The 15491-nt window shown below is 59.7% G+C and carries 11 protein-coding genes and 3 pseudogenes; 8 read left to right on the top strand and 6 right to left on the bottom strand.

The window, feature by feature from the left end; all coding sequences use genetic code 11:
- Positions 1-107: 107 nt before the first annotated feature.
- The 3 genes and pseudogenes from AB7D48_RS13235 to AB7D48_RS13225 form a co-directional block, all read right to left on the bottom strand.
- A pseudogene (locus tag AB7D48_RS13235) lies at positions 108-383 on the bottom strand (transposase); the annotation flags it as partial.
- Positions 384-689: 306 nt separating this feature from the next.
- Positions 690-1997, bottom strand: coding sequence for a sensor histidine kinase (locus tag AB7D48_RS13230; RefSeq protein WP_427979912.1), 1308 nt, complete (start codon positions 1995-1997; stop codon positions 690-692).
- A 61-nt stretch (positions 1998-2058) separates the two neighbouring features.
- Positions 2059-2733, bottom strand: a complete 675-nt coding sequence (locus AB7D48_RS13225; RefSeq protein ID WP_427979909.1) for a winged helix-turn-helix domain-containing protein — start codon at positions 2731-2733, stop codon at positions 2059-2061.
- Positions 2734-2884: 151 nt separating this feature from the next.
- Between AB7D48_RS13225 and AB7D48_RS13220 the strand changes: the two genes are divergently transcribed.
- From AB7D48_RS13220 to AB7D48_RS13205, 4 genes are all read left to right on the top strand, one after another.
- Complete coding sequence (locus AB7D48_RS13220) at positions 2885-4198, top strand: TolC family protein (protein WP_427979907.1); 1314 nt, start codon at positions 2885-2887, stop codon at positions 4196-4198.
- Positions 4195-5244, top strand: a complete 1050-nt coding sequence (locus AB7D48_RS13215) for an efflux RND transporter periplasmic adaptor subunit (protein WP_427979904.1) — start codon at positions 4195-4197, stop codon at positions 5242-5244. The genes AB7D48_RS13220 and AB7D48_RS13215 overlap by 4 nt, the downstream gene beginning before the upstream one ends.
- Positions 5241-8282, top strand: a complete 3042-nt coding sequence (locus tag AB7D48_RS13210) for an efflux RND transporter permease subunit (RefSeq protein ID WP_427979902.1) — start codon at positions 5241-5243, stop codon at positions 8280-8282. Before AB7D48_RS13215 ends, AB7D48_RS13210 begins: the two co-directional genes overlap by 4 nt.
- 63 nt (positions 8283-8345) lie before the next feature.
- A complete protein-coding gene (locus AB7D48_RS13205; protein WP_427979899.1) occupies positions 8346-9347 on the top strand; it encodes a hypothetical protein in 1002 nt (333 codons plus the stop codon).
- Between the two features lie 92 nt (positions 9348-9439).
- On the opposite strand, the pseudogene AB7D48_RS13200 reads toward AB7D48_RS13205, so the two are convergent.
- Positions 9440-10589: pseudogene (locus AB7D48_RS13200) on the bottom strand (IS3 family transposase); the annotation flags it as partial.
- A gap of 30 nt (positions 10590-10619) precedes the next feature.
- Positions 10620-10871 (bottom strand): annotated as a pseudogene (locus tag AB7D48_RS13195) (integrase core domain-containing protein); the annotation flags it as partial.
- A gap of 91 nt (positions 10872-10962) precedes the next feature.
- Here AB7D48_RS13195 and AB7D48_RS13190 point away from each other — a divergent pair.
- The 4 genes from AB7D48_RS13190 (at position 10963) to AB7D48_RS13175 (ending at position 14846) form a co-directional block, all read left to right on the top strand.
- Positions 10963-11253 carry a GNAT family N-acetyltransferase gene (locus AB7D48_RS13190; RefSeq protein WP_427979896.1) on the top strand — a complete coding sequence of 97 codons (291 nt, stop codon included), beginning with the start codon at positions 10963-10965 and terminating at the stop codon, positions 11251-11253.
- A gap of 270 nt (positions 11254-11523) precedes the next feature.
- A complete protein-coding gene (locus AB7D48_RS13185; RefSeq protein ID WP_427979894.1) occupies positions 11524-12471 on the top strand; it encodes a TauD/TfdA family dioxygenase in 948 nt (315 codons plus the stop codon).
- A gap of 31 nt (positions 12472-12502) precedes the next feature.
- Positions 12503-13888 carry an MFS transporter gene (locus AB7D48_RS13180; protein ID WP_427979892.1) on the top strand — a complete coding sequence of 462 codons (1386 nt, stop codon included), beginning with the start codon at positions 12503-12505 and terminating at the stop codon, positions 13886-13888.
- A 76-nt stretch (positions 13889-13964) separates the two neighbouring features.
- Positions 13965-14846 carry a LysR family transcriptional regulator gene (locus AB7D48_RS13175; RefSeq protein ID WP_427979889.1) on the top strand — a complete coding sequence of 294 codons (882 nt, stop codon included), beginning with the start codon at positions 13965-13967 and terminating at the stop codon, positions 14844-14846.
- Positions 14847-14948: 102 nt separating this feature from the next.
- On the opposite strand, the gene AB7D48_RS13170 is transcribed toward AB7D48_RS13175, so the two are convergent.
- Complete coding sequence (locus tag AB7D48_RS13170; protein WP_427979918.1) at positions 14949-15197, bottom strand: DNA-methyltransferase; 249 nt, start codon at positions 15195-15197, stop codon at positions 14949-14951.
- Positions 15198-15491: the final 294 nt, after the last annotated feature.

Below are 15491 nucleotides of genomic sequence, written 5' to 3'. Positions count from 1 at the left end.
CCGACGATATCCTCGCCTCAATTCAACGCTTCTGCCTGCGGTCCCTCACAAAAATGCCCAAAATGAAGACAAATTCCGAATCAGGACACTAGCTTAACTTGCTGTCCACCAAACCGGCAGCAGCCCAGGTTTAGGTGCACCTCCTCGCAAAGCCGCCGTTCAGACCTGATCACCATGCAATAGCCGACAACCAACATCCGGATCATCAATTCCGGATCAATCGAGGGACAGCCTATGCTGCTGTAAAATGGCGCAAGCTCGACGCGCAGCGCGGACAAATCAAGAAAACGGTCGATGCCGCGCAATATGTGATCAGCGGCAACATGGTCATCGATCCGAAAATCGTAAAACAGCTCCGGCGCAGCTGCCTGCCCGCCCATCATCGCCCTGCATCCCCCATACGCTCAGGCAAAGTGAATCACGGCCTCAGCCGCCGGGCAACGAAAAGCGTCTTTTTCAACAATATCAGCGCATCCCGGTCATCCAGCCCGCATGAGGGCATGCTCCAAATGCGACACTCGTGGTCGCGCTACGGGTCGACCGGCTTGGGGGGATAGCTGACCGACCGCTTCTGGGTCCGATATGAGGAAAGCAGACAGTGCAGATCTCTGTGCCTGTCTTCTCGCTTCCGACCTTAATGTGGCGAAGTATTATGAAGAGAGTATTTTTACTCTTTAGGTACTAAAATATCAAAGATTTTCAAGGAAAACGATCCCTACGACTAGCCCGCCCTTATCTCCACTTTGCAACGACATTGCCCCCCCATGGAGTGTTATGATTGCGTTCACCATCGGTAGCCCCAACCCATGGCCACTTTTGTGCCGTGCCGCGTCTAGCCGCACAAAGCGTTGCATGACGCGGTCGCGTTGGGATGCTGGAATGCCCTCGCCATTATCGCTGATACTGAGATGAATTTTCCCGTTCCGATGTGAGGCGCGCAACGTCGATTTTGTCGCGGACTCGGGATGCACCAAAATGTTGTCGAGCAGATTGGCAATGGCTTGGTTAAGCAGGTCTTTGTCACCGCGCAACGCAAGGCCAGCCTCGATCTCTGCCGTCAGCTTAATACCGCGATCAGCCATGGCCGGCTCATAGCTCTCTACGAGCGCTTGCAAAATGCCAGTTAAATCTAGCGTCCGAAACTGCGCTCGGCGTGCCCCGGCTTCGATCTCCGCCAGACGCAGCAGTGCCGAGAAGATCGCCAAAGCCTGATCGAGTTCGGTAATGGCCGTGTCGAACATCTCTCTAAACCGCTCATCCTCAAACCCGGCACGCGCCAGTTCCAGATGCTCACGCAGCCGCGCCAGAGGCGTGCGCAGATCGTGACTGATGTCGTTCGTGACTTGGCGTAGATTTTCCATCAGCTCATGGATGCGCTCCAGCGTGCGGTTGACCTCAATCGCCAGTCGGTCAAACTCATCCGGGCGTTTCCTATGCTCGATGCGCCTGGACAGATCCCCGGCCATGATCTCGTGCAGTGTGCTGGCGAACTGGTCCACCCGGCGCAGTGTCATCCGGCCGACCAGCAGGCTGATGACCAGGCCAAGTGCGAGGATTGTGCCGAAAACCGCGAGGAAAGAGCGCGCAATCAGGTTATTCAATGTCAGCAGCGCGCTGGCATCGGCGGCGATGAAAAGCCGCTCGCCATCGGGGAAATTCAACATTCTGCCGCGTAGTGCCAGAACATGTGGTGGCAGAGTGAGGCCTTGGGCACGCTTCATCGTGCGCTCGCCTGTCCAGTGCGCCGCCATGGCCGGGGAGAGTCGGAAATTCCCGGCCAAAATCTCACCGTCCGGGGTCATCACCGCGTAGAACAGCCCGCCTCCTTCGGCCAGTGTGGCCTGAACATTCCAGGCCAGCCCTTTATGGTTGCGCGCGATGTCGCCGAGCAGATCGGTCTGTGCATCGCTGATCCGGTCATCGATCTGCGCGCGCCAGCTGGTTTCTGCGGCGTGGTGGATGATGGCAAACACCAGCAAGGCGCCGAACAAAGCCATGGCCACGCCGCCAAGCGCGACCCGCACACCGGAGATACGCCAGAGCGTGCGTGCCGGAGCGTTAAACCACATCCAGCCTGTACCCGGCGCCGCGATAGGTGTGGATGAGAGGCGGGGAAAAACCCTGATCGATCTTCGCTCGCAAGCGGCTGATCTGTGCCTCAACCAGGCTGGCCTGCGGGGTAAAGTGAAAACCCCAAACATCTTCCAGCAACATCGTCTTCGTCACCACTTGGCCGCGATGCCGGAAAAGATAGTCGAGCACTTCATATTCACGCGGCTTCAGCGCGATTTTGGTGCCGGCACGCCAGACGCTGCGCGTGGTGCGCTCCAGCTCCAAATCCGCAATCTGCAGCCTTGTGGTAGGGGCAGGCGCGCGGGCGCGGCGTGCCAGTGCGCCCAGCCGGGCGGAGAGTTCGGCCAGGGCGTAGGGTTTGACCATATAATCATCGCCCCCGGCGCGCAGACCTTCCAGCCGGTCATCCAGCCCGCCCAGAGCGGTAAGAAACAAAGCCGGGGTATGGATGCCGGCCCCACGCAATGTTTGCAGCAGCGCCAGCCCATCCAGCGCCGGCAGCATCCTGTCGATCACCAGCACATCGAACCCGCCTGCCGCCGCTTCCAGCAGCCCGGTCCGGCCATCCGCCGCGAGCACAATTTCATACCCCTCCGGCTCAAGCCCCGCGCGCAAATGCGCCGCCGCCTTTGCATTGTCCTCGATCACCAGGATTTTCATGCGCGCAGCCTGACGCGTCCGCGCCGCTCTGGCAATTCACCAGCCATCAATCGGAAAACATTAAATTTCTGCACAGTTGGCGTCACACCTTGGGCAAGGCGGGCACCGTAAGGCCGCCCCCATGAGGCCTCTCTTGCGTTTTACCTGGTCTATGATGCTGGCTGTGTTGCTGGCGGGCTGTGCATCCTACCATGCAGTCCCTTTGGCTGTGGCGCCGGATCTGCAATCCGGCCTGTCGGGGCTACAAACCAAGCTGCCGGACGGGCGCGGGCTCAAAGTGTCCGCGCCGCTGGATCTGCAAACCCTCGTCGCCCTGGCGGTACTGAATGACCCAGACCTCGTCGCCGCGCGTGCCCAGCATGGCGTGGCCAAGGCGGTTTTGCTGGCCGCGGGCATGCCGCCGGACCCGTCCATCACCGGCGGTTTTGCATCCTTGCTCAGCGGGCCGGGGCTGATGCCGGCGCTGAACGGCGCCTTCACCCAGGATCTCGGCGCGCTGATCACTGGCCCTGCGGACCGTGCCGCCGCCCGCGCCGGGCTGCACCAGACCGATGAGGATATTCTCTGGCAGGAATGGCAGGTGGCGACGAAGGCCGAGCAACTGGCGGTGAGCCTCACGGCTGACAATGCAATCCTGGCCAGTCTGCGCCAGGATGAGCAGCTGCTCAGCACCATCAACCAGCAAACCCAGACGCAGATCGCCGCGCAAAACCTCACCAGCACCGAAGGCGTTGCGGCGTTGAGCGCGTTGGCGAGTGTGCAAAGCAGCGAGGCCAGCACGGCGCAGACGGCACGCCAGGACCAGCAGGCACTGGATGCGTTGCTCGGTCTGCAGCCAGATGTCACGATCACGCTTGCGGCGCTGGATGTTTCGGCACCCGCACCGGATGCGGTGAAGGCAGCGCTGGCCAGCCTGCCGGTACGCCGGCCGGATCTGCTGGCGTTGCGCTATGGCTATGAGCAGGCGGACCAGAAACTGCGCGCCGCCATTCTCGGCCAGTTTCTGCCCCTAAGCCTGGGCGCGGCGGGTGGGCGCGATACCTCGAATGTCTGGAGCTTCGGGCCGCAATTCACCCTCACATTGCCGCTGTTCAACCGCAACCGCCCGGCGATTGCGGCGGCCAAGGCCAGCCGTGCGGCGCTGCGGGCGCAATATCAGGCCGCCCTCGATAATGCGGCCGGGGCGGCATCTGCCCTGCCCGGGCAGATCAACCTGCTGCAAAGCCAGCTTCAAACAGCCCAGCTGCAAGCGGCGCAGGCGCGCTCCATGGCGCAAAGCGCTGCCTGGGCCTACCGCGCCGGGCAATTGGCCGGGCCAGCTTATGCCAATCTCGCTGTCGTGGCCGGCGAGCGCGAACGTTCCGTCATCGCGCTGCGCGCACAGCTGCAAAACGCTGAACTCTCCTTGGCCAGTTTGCTGGGCTTCGGCCTGCCGCCAGCTCTACCGGAACATCCCGCATCATGAAACCGATCTATCCCGCCCTTGCCGTCATCATCATCGCCGGTGCCGGCGCTTGGCTGCTGCTGCGACCGGCCCCCGCCGCCGACGATCCCCCCACCCCTGCCGCGACGATCAGCGTGGTCCCCGCGCAAAGCCAGTCCGTGCCGCGCTTGGTGGCTGCACCAGGCAGCATTGTCGCCGGTGGGGGCGAGCAGAGCCTGGCCTTGAAGGCCGCTGCCGTTCTGGCAACCTACGATGTCACGCCCGGCGAGGCGGTACAGCCTGGCCAGGCGCTGGCGCAGTTCACCCCGGACCCGACCGAGGCAGCCAATCTGGCCAAGGCGCAGGACGCTTTGACCGCCGCCCACGCCGCACGGGCGCATGTGGCGGCATTGCTGCCGGCGCATCTGGCGACAGCCGCTGACCTTGCCGCCGCCACTCAGGCGGAGCGCGATGCCGCCGCCGCTCTGGCCGCTTTGCGGGCCAGCGGTGCCGGGCAAAATTATACGCTGAAGGCCGCCGAGGCCGGGTTGGTCACCGCGCTGGTGGCTTCACCGGACGCCAGCCTGCCTGCCGGCACGCCAGTCCTGAAATTTGTCCCGGTCAGCCATCTGGTGGCGCGGATCGGCATTGAACAAACCCAGGCCTCGCCGGTGCAGAAGGGTGATACGGCAAAGCTCACGCCGCTGAATGGCGGTGCGGCGGTGGCGGCGACGGTTGCAAATGTCGCCACCGCCTTGGACCCGCAGACGGGATTGATCGACATCACGCTGCGCCCCGCGACGACGGTCACACTCGGCGCGCCGGTTGCGGTCAGCATCCAGGCGGGCACGCTGCAAGGGGTATCCGTGCCCAATGATGCGGTGCTGCAGGACGCGCAAGGCGCTTATGTCTATCAAATCGACGATGAGAACATCGCGCATCGCGTTGCGGTGACGGTGCTGCAGCAGGGCGCGCAGAGCAGCGTGCTGGCGCCGAAGGGCATCAATAGGAGCTGGAAGATCGCCACCACCGGCGCCTACCAACTCAGCGACGGCATGCAGGCCCATCTGCAAGGGGCCGGCTCGTGAGTTTTACCGTCTGGCTGGACCGGCATCGCCGCTTCGTCCTCACCCTCGCCGCGGCCCTAGCGCTGGCGGGTTTGAGCGCCGCCATCTCGCTGCCGATCGGGCTCTATCCGGACGCCTCCTTTCCACGTGTGCGCGTTTCCATTGATGCCGGCAGCCAGCCTGCCTCGCAAATGGTACTGGCGGTAACGCAGCCGGTAGAGCAGGCGGTGCGCGCCGTGCCAGGGGTGGTGAATGTGAAATCCGTCACCTCACGCGGTTCGGCGATGCTGACGGTGGATTTCGCCTGGGGCACCAACATGCCCACCGCCATGCTGGGGGTGAGTGCGGCCTTGTCGCAGAGGCTGCCGAGCCTGCCGGCCGGGGTGAGTTTCACCGTGCTGCAGATGTTGCCGAACGTCTTTCCCTTCATGGCTTTTGCGCTGACCTCGCCCAGCGTCAGCCTAGTGCAGATGCGCCAGCTTGCGGAATATCAGCTGGTGCCGCTGCTCTCCGGTGTACCGGGCATCTCCCATGCGCAGGTGCAGGGTGGCGATACCGGGGAGGTCGAGGTTTCCGCCGATCCGGCCCGCCTGGCGGCTGCGCACCTGACTCTTACGGATCTGGTGAATGCGATTTCCGGGGCCGCCAGCCTGCAATCGGTCGGGCGGATTGAGGATCACGACCTGCTGTACCTTCTGCTCACCAACAATACGGTGAGCGGTGTGCAGGATGTGAAGGACATCGTGCTGCGGGCCAGCGCCGGCTCAGTACTGCGTCTCGGTGATGTGGCGCAGGTGAGCCAGGGCGTGGTGCCGCAATTTCTGGGGGTGGATGCGGATGGCAAGCAAGCCGTTACGCTGCTGCTCTATCAGCAGACCGGCTCGGACATGGTGGCGACCGCAAAAGCGGTGGACAAGGCGCTGGCCGGCTTCAAAGGCCAGATTCCGCCCGGTGTCACGCTCAGCAAGTGGTACGACCAGAGCAGCCTGGTGCTGGCCGCCGCCGGCTCGGTGCGCGACGCGATCCTGATCGGCATCGTGCTCGCCGCTGGGGTGCTGTTTTTGTTCCTGCGCAATGGCCGGATCACGCTGCTGGCCATCACCATCGTCCCCACTTCGCTGGCGGGGGCGGTGATGGTGCTCTCGATGGCCGGCCTCAGCTTCAACATCATGACGCTGGGCGGGCTGGCGGCGTCTGTGGGGCTGGTGATCGACGATGTGATCGTGATGATCGAATTCATCGCACATCGTAGCGCTGCGACGGATCGAGGTCCGGGGCGGCTCTGGGTGTTGCATGCCGGCAGCGCGTTTCTGCGCCCGCTCACCGGCTCTTCCGCCGCGACATTGATCGTGTTCGTGCCGCTGGCCTTTCTCTCCGGCGTCACCGGCGCGTTCTTCAAGGCGCTCTCGATCACTGTTGCCTCCACGCTGCTCGCCTCCTGGCTGCTCACCGCCCTGGTGGTGCCGCTGCTGGCCGCGACCTTGGTGGATTTCAACCGCTGGACCGATCCTGGGCTGAAAGGCCAGGGCTGGCTTGGCCGCACGCATGAAAAATGGCTAGCCCGTTTCTTCCGCCGGCCGATCCTGCTCGGGCTGCCGGTGCTGGGCTTGGTGGTAGTCGGGTATCTTTCCTATAGCCAGGCGCAGACAGGGTTCTTGCCTTCGCTGGATGAAGGCGGCTTCGTGATGGATTACCTCACCGCCCCCGGCACGTCCTTGGCCGAAACCGAGCGCGAGATGCGCGAGATCGAGGCGATCCTGCATCAGGACCCCGCTGTTGCCAGCTATTCGATGCGCGCCGGGGCCGGGTTTGGTGGCGATATCGCGGAATCCAACACAGGCGATTTCGTCATCCGCCTCACCCCGCTCAGCCAGCGCGCCAATGTGGATGTGGTGATGAACCGCATCGCCAATGAGGTCACCGCCAAGGTGCCGGGGGTCGAGATCGACCCGCACCAGCTGATGAGCGACGAGCTGGGCGACATGACCGGCACTCCGCAGCCGATCGACGTGAAGCTCGCCGCGGCCGATCCGGCGTCCTTGGATGGGGCGGCGAAACGTGTGGCGGATGCGCTGGGCAAGATCCAAGGGGTGGATTCCATCGATGACGGCGTGGTGCCGGCGGGCGATGCCATCGAAATCCATGTCGACCAAGTCCGCGCGGCGGTGCTGGGGCTGGACCCGTCGAAAGTGGCGGCCATGCTGCAGACGGCGGTGCAGGGCACGGTGGCCGCGACCTTTGAGGGCACCAATCAGCTCACCGGCATTCGTGTGCGCGCGGCGGGGGCAGCGGGGTTGAACACCACGCAGCTTGAGCAATTGCCCATCGCGACGCCAAGCGGGGCGCTGGTGCCGCTCTCAAGCCTGGCCAGTTTCTCCATCGCCTCCGGCCAACCGGAAATCACCCGGGAGAATTTGCAGCAGGTGGTGGATGTTACCGCCCGGCTCAACGGGGTGGGGCTGGGGGCGGGCATCGCCCAGGTGAAAAAAGCCTTGGCGCAGCCCGGCGTGCTCGGCAACGGCGTCACCTACACGCTGGGTGGTCTGTACAAGCAGCAGCAGATCGCCTTTGCCGGATTGATCCGCGTGTTTATCGCGGCCCTGCTGGCGGAGTTCATTCTGCTCCTGCTGCTATATGAGCGGTTTCTCTGGGTGGCGGCGATTATCTGCACGTCGTTGCTCTCCACCACCGCCGTGTTCACGGGACTTTATCTTACGAATGTACCGCTCAACATCACAGCGATGATGGGCATGGTGATGATCGTCGGCATTGCCACTGAGATGGCGATCTTCTTTGTCTCCGAGGCGCAGCATTTGCTGGAAACGCTTCCGCCGCAGGAGGCTTTCGCCAAAGCCGCCGCCAACCGGCTGCGGCCGATTGCGATGACCACACTGGCTGCCATCCTCACCTTGATGCCGCTGGCGCTGGATCTCGGCCAGGGGGCGGGCATGCAACAGCCTTTGGCGATTGCCATTATCGCCGGTTTGCTGGTGCAGTTTCCCTTGGTGCTGCTGGCGCTACCGGTGCTGTTGCTGAAGTTTACCAAGGCAGCACGCTGAATTTTTCCAACCACAAGAAAGAGGTTTGATATGCGACATTTTTGGCAAGCCGGCCTTGCGGCCATGTGCTTATCCACGACCTGCGCACCTGTTGCGCACGCGGCGGCACCGGCTTACAGCTTGGCGCAAAGCATCCCGCTGATGGGCAGTGTGAAATGGGATTATCTGCATTTCCATGCCGCCACCGGGCAACTCTTCATCGCCCACGGCAAAGAGGTGACGGTGGTCGACACCGGCACCGGCGAGGTGAAGGGCAATGTTACCGGGCTGCACGGCACTCACGGCATCGCCTTCGACCCCGCCACTGGCCAGGGCTACACGGATAGCTCCGGGACCAAGACCTTGTCCGTCTTCAACCCGGCCACGTTGCAGGTCAGCAAAACGCTGCCATCGCTCGATGACACGGACGGCATGGTGTTTGATGCTGCCAGCCACGATATTTTCGTTGCCGCCGGTAATTCGCAGGCGGTGCTAGTCCTCGATCCGGCGAGTGACAAGGAAACCAAGATCGATCTGCCCGGTAAGCCGGAATATCTCGTTCCTGACGGCCAGGGCCAGCTTTATGTGGCTTTGAATGACAAGAACCAGATCGCCTCCATCGACACCAAAACCGCGACGCTGAGCGCGACCTGGGCGCTGCCCGGTTGCGAGGCCCCAACCGGTATGGCGATGGACGCGGCAACCAACCGCATCTTCACCAGCTGTCAGAACGGCAAGCTGGCGGTGGTGAATGCTATGAATGGCAAAGAGGTGGCGCTGCTGCCGATCGGCAAAGGCTCGGACAGTGCTGCGTTTGATGCGAAACGGAAGCTCATTTTCAGTGCCAACAGCATCGGCACGCTCTCTGTTATTCGGGAGATCGACGCCGATCACTTCAAGGTTCTACCTGCGGTGAAGACGCAAATTGGTGCGCGCACCTTGGCGGTGGATGAGGCAAATGGCGATGTGTTTCTGGTCACCGGCACGCCCGAGGGCAAAGGCATTGTGAAGCATGCCGGCTTCGCGCCGCGCTATAAGTTCGCGCCAGGCTCGTTGCGCGTGCTGGTCTATAAGCCGGCTACTTAACCCAGCGCGCCGCGCTGTCCGTTGTCAGATGATTTGAGGCAACTGGCTTCCTGAATTAACGGAGGTTTTGGCTCACCTGTTGGGTTGAAAGTTTAAGCGGCTAATTGGTTATGGCGCAAGCGTCTTTGCTGGACGGTTTTACGCTTGATTTGTTCCCGCTCGTGCAGAATTTCCTGTGCCCTGCCATGATAGGCGTCGTTGCCGAGGCTCTCATGGTAGCGGCGGTGGTTGTAATGCTCGAGGAAGGCGGCCATCTGGCGCTCGAGATCAGCGGGCAGGTAATGGTTTTCGAGCAACATGCGGTTTTTCAACGTCTGGTGCCAGCGCTCGATCTTGCCTTGAGTTTGTGGATGACATGGTACGCCGCGGATGTGTTCGATATTTCGCCGTCCCAGTCATTTGGCCAGATCGCCCGCGATGTAACACGACCCGTTATCGGACAGCAGGCGCGGCTTGTGCGCGACTTTAGCTGAAGCGCAGCCTGAAGCTTCGAGGGCCAGGCTCAGCGTGTCGGTGACATCGCTGAGCTGCATGGTGGTGCACAGCTTCCAGGCGATGACGTAACGGGAATAATCATCGAGGATGGTTGAAAGATACATCCACCCCCAGCCGATGACTTTCAAGTATGTGAAATCTGTCTGCCAAAGCTGGTTCGGCGCCGTGGTCTTGGTTTTGAATTCATCAGCAGCCTTGATGACGATGAAGGCCGGCGAGGTGATCAGATCATGCATCTTGAGCAGCCGGTAGACCGATGCCTCGGAGACGAAATACCCATGGCTGTCGGTGAACGTCACGGCCAATTCGCGCGGACCGAGCTCCGGCTTGTCCAAGGCCAGACCGATGATCTTGCCGCGCACGTCATCGCCGATGCGGTTCCACACGCGGTCTGGTTTTGAAGGGCGGTCGTACAAAGCCTCTGGGCCGCCGGCGCGATAGTGCTCGTACCAGCGATAGACTGTCGGACGGGAAATGCCGAGCTGCTCCAGCGTCCGGCGCACGGGCAGGTGAGATTGCTCGACCAGGCGGATGATCGTAAGCTTCTCCGTGGCGGCGTACCTCATTCATGCTCGCCCCCAGCCCCGATCATGCTTTTTTAAGCAGACGCAGTTGCAATGCTTGCTCGGCCACCACTTCCTTCAGGGCCCGGGCCTCGTGACGCAGCGCCTTCACCTCGCCCGAGGTGGCTTCACGTGCCGTGTCCCCCGCCAGGCGGCGCTTGCCGGCTTCAAGGAATGAGCTACTCCCCGTCTCTAGGACAAGATCTGTCGTAAATTAAGCTATTCGTTGCACCTGCTGATCGGGTTGGTTGATATCATTTCTCTGCCAATAGACCAGCACCGGTGGCTTGCCGCCGAGGGCTGAGTGAGGGCGCTGGTGGTTGTAGAAGGTCATCCATTTCCGGATGGCCGCCTTTGTCTCCGAACCGGTCTCCCAGGCATGCAGGTAGACGCACTCGTATTTCAGGGTGCGCCACAGCCTCTCGATAAAGATTTTGTCGAGGAACCCGCCTTTCCCATCCATCGAGCCCTCTCAGCAGATATGGATAGGTCTTGTGGCCCTGATCTGCCCCCTTAGAAACACTCCATCGTTGATGTAACTTTTAGGTGGAGGCTCCATGCGCCGGAATATGCCAAACGCCATCCCGGCGGTTGTTCTCGGGCGGCTGACGATTGACCTTGACTGGCAGGGCAAGGGGCTGGGCCGGGCCATGCTTGCCGATATGTTCAGCCGCTCATTCCGCGCCTCCGCCGAGGTTTCCGCGCGCCTCGTTATCGTCCATGCCACCTCCCCGGCCGCCGAGGCATTCTACCTTCACCATGGCTTCACGCGGCTACCGGTAGACGCTCCTACCTTCGCGCTCGACCTCGTCAAATTCCAGAAGGTCAAAAACCAGATTGGATTGTGAGCAAGGCTTATGGAAGAGCCAAAAGCCTTGGCCTGTGCATTAATCCGAGGAAAAAACACACGGTAAGCCTCCTATGTGGCCGCCATCTCTTACTATTTAAACGCCGTGATGCCGCATCAAAAGCTTGATAGCCGCGGGGCAGTCATGGCCGGTATCGTATAATCCAACATTGATATTGGACTGTTCTCCTTGGCAATGCGAGCAAAGGAACAATGATATCAGAGCAAACGTCCCTGGTTGCTGTCTGTCTATGCCTGACTTTTGGAGGATATGATGTTCACACTTGGCGGCTTTGCTCCCTATACCGTGACCTATATCCCCTCGCCCAAGGGGATCGCTGAAGAAGTGGCTGTCTTGTCAGATACAACGCACGGCTTCAAAGCGAATGTCGAAGATGCATCGTTATTTAATCCGTTGAATCAACATGATCTGAGAATGCTGCGTGCCATGGTTGTTGAACAAGCTCCACAGATTTTCTCCTTTGCACAAACCGTAAAAATCCATCTGCTTCAAGGTGCGATGGCGGTTCACGTTGAAAAACTCGGATTACAAGACTTACCCTTGGAGTTGCGGCAATGCTGTCTGTTTGTTCTAGGCTGCCTTCTTGGTGAACCAACGGCGACGGACCCAAGGGAACGTCGGGTCCTGTGGGACGTGAAAGCCAGACCGCTCCCGCCAGGGCATTTTGCGACATTTTCCGAGCATGACCGTGAGGCGCGATTCCATACCGACACTCAATACTATCCCAATCCTGAGCGGTTTTTCTTCCTCTATTCATATCGCACCGCCAAGTGCGGCGGCGGTCAGAATTTCTTCGCCAGCGGCTCCGAGATCATCAATAAGCTGGTTCGGACCAAAGCTGGTCTTCAAGCGTTTTCCATCTTAAGTTCCGTGGATCTGCCATTCCGTATTCCATCAACATTCGCCATGGGTCAGGAGCCCGACTATACATGGGCGCCCATCATATCGGCTTTGCCGTTGGTCCGATACCGCGAGGATACATTATTTGACGGCGAGGCACGGTTTCCTGAACTTCCCTGGCAAACCATACGCGACGCGGTTGCCGAGTTTCATGCCGTTGCCGAGCGCCTTGCAACAGCCACCGAAGCATTGCCGGACGACGGCATTGTCTTCGTCAACAACCACGAGGCTTTGCACGCTAGAACGCCGTTCACGGATCAGGATAGGCATTTGATTCGGGTAAGACTGCATGCTTGAACGCGCTGATCCCGCCTCACGCCAAAGCGACATGTCTGGCATTGGCGGCAACCAGATTCATGTCATAATGGCCAGCTTGGTGCTGACCATGTTCATGGGGTCAGTGGAGCAGGCAATCGTGGCCCCAGCTCTCTCTGCCATGGGAGCTACGTTTCATACAATGGCGAACGTGTCCTGGGTTGTGACAGGGTATCTGTTGAGCTCTACCCCCGGCACACTCGTCGCGGGAACGATGAGCGATATATGGGGGCGGCGGATTACCTTGCTTGCCTCACTTATCATTTTTACCTTGGGTAGTGCCCTGTGCGCTGTCGCGCCAAATATGGCGATGTTAATTGTTGGGCGTATGGTCCAAGGTCTGGGGGGCGGCGGATTACTTTCGTTGCCAAACACCATCGTCGCCGACATCATTTCACCCCGTGAAAGAGGCCGCTATCAGGTTTATATTTCCGGCACCTACGCATTCGCTGGACTAAGCGGCCCCATTGTAGGCGGTTTTCTAGCCACGTATTGGTCCTGGCGTGGCGTGTTTTGGGCCTTTGTTCCCCTTGCCATCCTGGCGGTTGTCTCAACCGAGAGAACTTTACGCGGGTTACCACCTCCAAAGGAAAGGCGTCGGTTCGACGGCATCGGCACCATGCTGCTGTCGGGGACGTTGATCCTACTTTTGTTGGCCGTACAGTCGGTGACACGCGGTGCAGAACCGATATTCGCCGCTTTTCTTCTCGTCAGCCTCATTCTAGGCAGCGCATTCATTCGCTATGAGCTTCGCCAAGACGACCCTCTGCTACCGGTCTCTATCCTTGCCAACCGGGTGGCGTCGGTTACATCGGGCGGCGCATTTTTCGTGATGGCTGTCAATGCGAGCCTCGCGGCCTATCTACCGATATTTTACGAAGCCAGATTCGGTTTTTCAATGTCGAGAGCAGGCGTTGCCTTAGCCTTGCCTCTTCTTGGCATTGTCGCCGGATCATATGCCGGTGGCCAATATATGCGCCGTTCTGGTCAATATAAGCTCCCGCCCGTTACCGGCGCCGCTTTAGGAGCGGTCGCTTACCTATTGCTCGCCATCGGCGCCGGAATATCTCAACTCGCCATTCTAGCCCTAACATTTTTGGCGGGCATCGGCACCGGAGCATGTCTACCTCCCATGCTGGTCGCGGTACAGAATTCTGTGCCCCGGCACCTGATGGGCGTAGCCACGTCCTTACAGATTTGTTTTCGTTCCGTTGGCGGCATGCTGGGCGTAGCGGTTTTTGGGATCATTGTCCTCACTTCTTCCGCGCCGGAGCATGGTTTCATAATGTTCTTCGCAGGCTGTTCAGCTATCCTATTCATTGCCGCCGTAACATTGATGCTGTTTCTGCCGGAACTGCCCTTTCGAGCCACCGCCGCTGCTTTCGAGGAGAATGGTTAAGAGGCAAGTACTTTTATGGAACATGTCAAAACGAAAAATAGCGGATGCGTTCTTTCTATGATAAAGTACGTCCGCAATGAACATCCGCCGGTTACAATGCTTCGTGGTATTGGCAGAGGAGCTGCATTTCGGCCGTGCGGCGGAACGCCTGTTTCTTTCACAGCCCCCGCTCACGCGGCATATCCAGCTTCTGGAACAGGAATTGGGCGTCGAATTGCTCAAGCGCGATCATCGGCATGTCAGTCTAACTGAAGCGGGTCAGGTATTTCTCAGCGACGCAAGACGATTGATCTCCCTGTCTGAGCGCGCGCGGGACAACGCGCGCCGCGCGGCGGCTAAAGCACCTCCATGTTACAGAGTAGGGCATAGCGGCAGCGTCCTGTTCTGTGCTGACATGCAAAGGATCATCCCGCGTCTACGTGAGCTATCGCCTCACATCAAGTTTTTAGAGTTACCCACAATCGCCCAATACGAAGCGCTTCAATCTGAAACCATCGATCTTGGGTTCAACATGCCCTTTGAAATCGATACACCGTCGAGCATTCAAACGCAGCTCCTTTTTGTGGAAAGGCTTGCTGTATGTAGAGCCTCGTTGGATGGAGAGCCAGCCACTCGGTCGATTGATTCTCTGCGCGGGCTTCCATTGATTATTTACGCGCCTGAAGTTAAGGCTGGCCTCTACAACAAGGTGATGCGCTTGTATCGGTTGGGAAGCATCATTCCTTCAAGAGTGATTGAGGTTACACAAATAGGATCGATTCCAATCCTTGTGGCGAGCGGGATTGGCATTGCCGTACTGCCGGAGAGCATGTCCAATTTGCATTGGGCCGGTGTATGCTTCGATAAACTTATTGACGATGGCGCTGCGGTAGAAATCCATATGGCAAAGATGGCAGTGGCATCGTTGGATATTTTTACAAAAATCGGAGCCATCGCCGATAGGGAGGCGGCCGATTAATGGGGACGTAATCAGAAGGAGGAAGGCGCCCCGTTCCGGTAGGAACGAGGCGCGATTTTTAGCCTGTGTGAGAGGCGACGGATGAAGTTTCATGACCAGCGCCTATGCGGCCGCCGCTCCTTCACCTTGCAAACGCCGTGATGCCGTCGCAAAATGCGTTTTGTCCAATTCGATGCCAAGCCAATTTCGGCCGGCGTCACGGGCGGCGGCAAGTGTCGAGCCTGAACCCGCAAACGGGTCGAGAACCAGGGCGCCCGGTTTGCAAAAACTCTCGACCAGTGGGCGGAGTGCCTGCACGGGCTTTTGAGTCGGATGCAGGCGGTTGCCGGTATTTGAGACGGGGGGCCTGATTCATAGCCAGTCAGCATCATGAAGGCTGATTAATGGGACACATGGGCTGGAACCGATCAGCGGGAACGGGTTGAACATCTACTATCTGACAAAGACAAGCTGGATGCCAAGACTTAGAACAGCGATACATCTCTAAGAGACGACGGGACTTTACCAAAACTTGTCGTTCCGAAGGATAATAGAAATCAGTACGGTTGCAATGAAAGTAAACCAAACCTTTGTTGGACGCATTGTTGAAGTGGATTCTAGGCATGAAGGAATCGCCGCCATACAAAGGTAACGAGGTCTCCCACT

The sequence above is a fragment of the Acidocella sp. genome (assembly GCF_050253495.1).
In the GTDB taxonomy this organism is placed as follows: Bacteria; Pseudomonadota; Alphaproteobacteria; order Acetobacterales; family Acetobacteraceae; genus Acidocella.
The sequence above is the reverse complement of the archived record's forward strand: the minus strand, read 5'-3'. Positions and strand labels throughout refer to the sequence as shown.

Bases quoted from the DNA above. Each gene is read 5' to 3' on its own strand.
- AB7D48_RS13230 (WP_427979912.1), bottom strand. From the start codon at position 1,997: ATGGCTTTGTTCGGCGCCTTGCTGGTGTTTGCCATCATCCACCACGCC.
- AB7D48_RS13225 (WP_427979909.1), bottom strand. From the start codon at position 2,733: ATGAAAATCCTGGTGATCGAGGACAATGCAAAGGCGGCGGCGCATTTG.
- AB7D48_RS13220 (WP_427979907.1), top strand. From the start codon at position 2,885: ATGATGCTGGCTGTGTTGCTGGCGGGCTGTGCATCCTACCATGCAGTC.
- AB7D48_RS13215 (WP_427979904.1), top strand. From the start codon at position 4,195: ATGAAACCGATCTATCCCGCCCTTGCCGTCATCATCATCGCCGGTGCC.
- AB7D48_RS13205 (WP_427979899.1), top strand. From the start codon at position 8,346: ATGTGCTTATCCACGACCTGCGCACCTGTTGCGCACGCGGCGGCACCG.
- AB7D48_RS13190 (WP_427979896.1), top strand. From the start codon at position 10,963: ATGCGCCGGAATATGCCAAACGCCATCCCGGCGGTTGTTCTCGGGCGG.
- AB7D48_RS13185 (WP_427979894.1), top strand. From the start codon at position 11,524: ATGATGTTCACACTTGGCGGCTTTGCTCCCTATACCGTGACCTATATC.
- AB7D48_RS13180 (WP_427979892.1), top strand. From the start codon at position 12,503: ATGTCTGGCATTGGCGGCAACCAGATTCATGTCATAATGGCCAGCTTG.
- AB7D48_RS13175 (WP_427979889.1), top strand. From the start codon at position 13,965: ATGAACATCCGCCGGTTACAATGCTTCGTGGTATTGGCAGAGGAGCTG.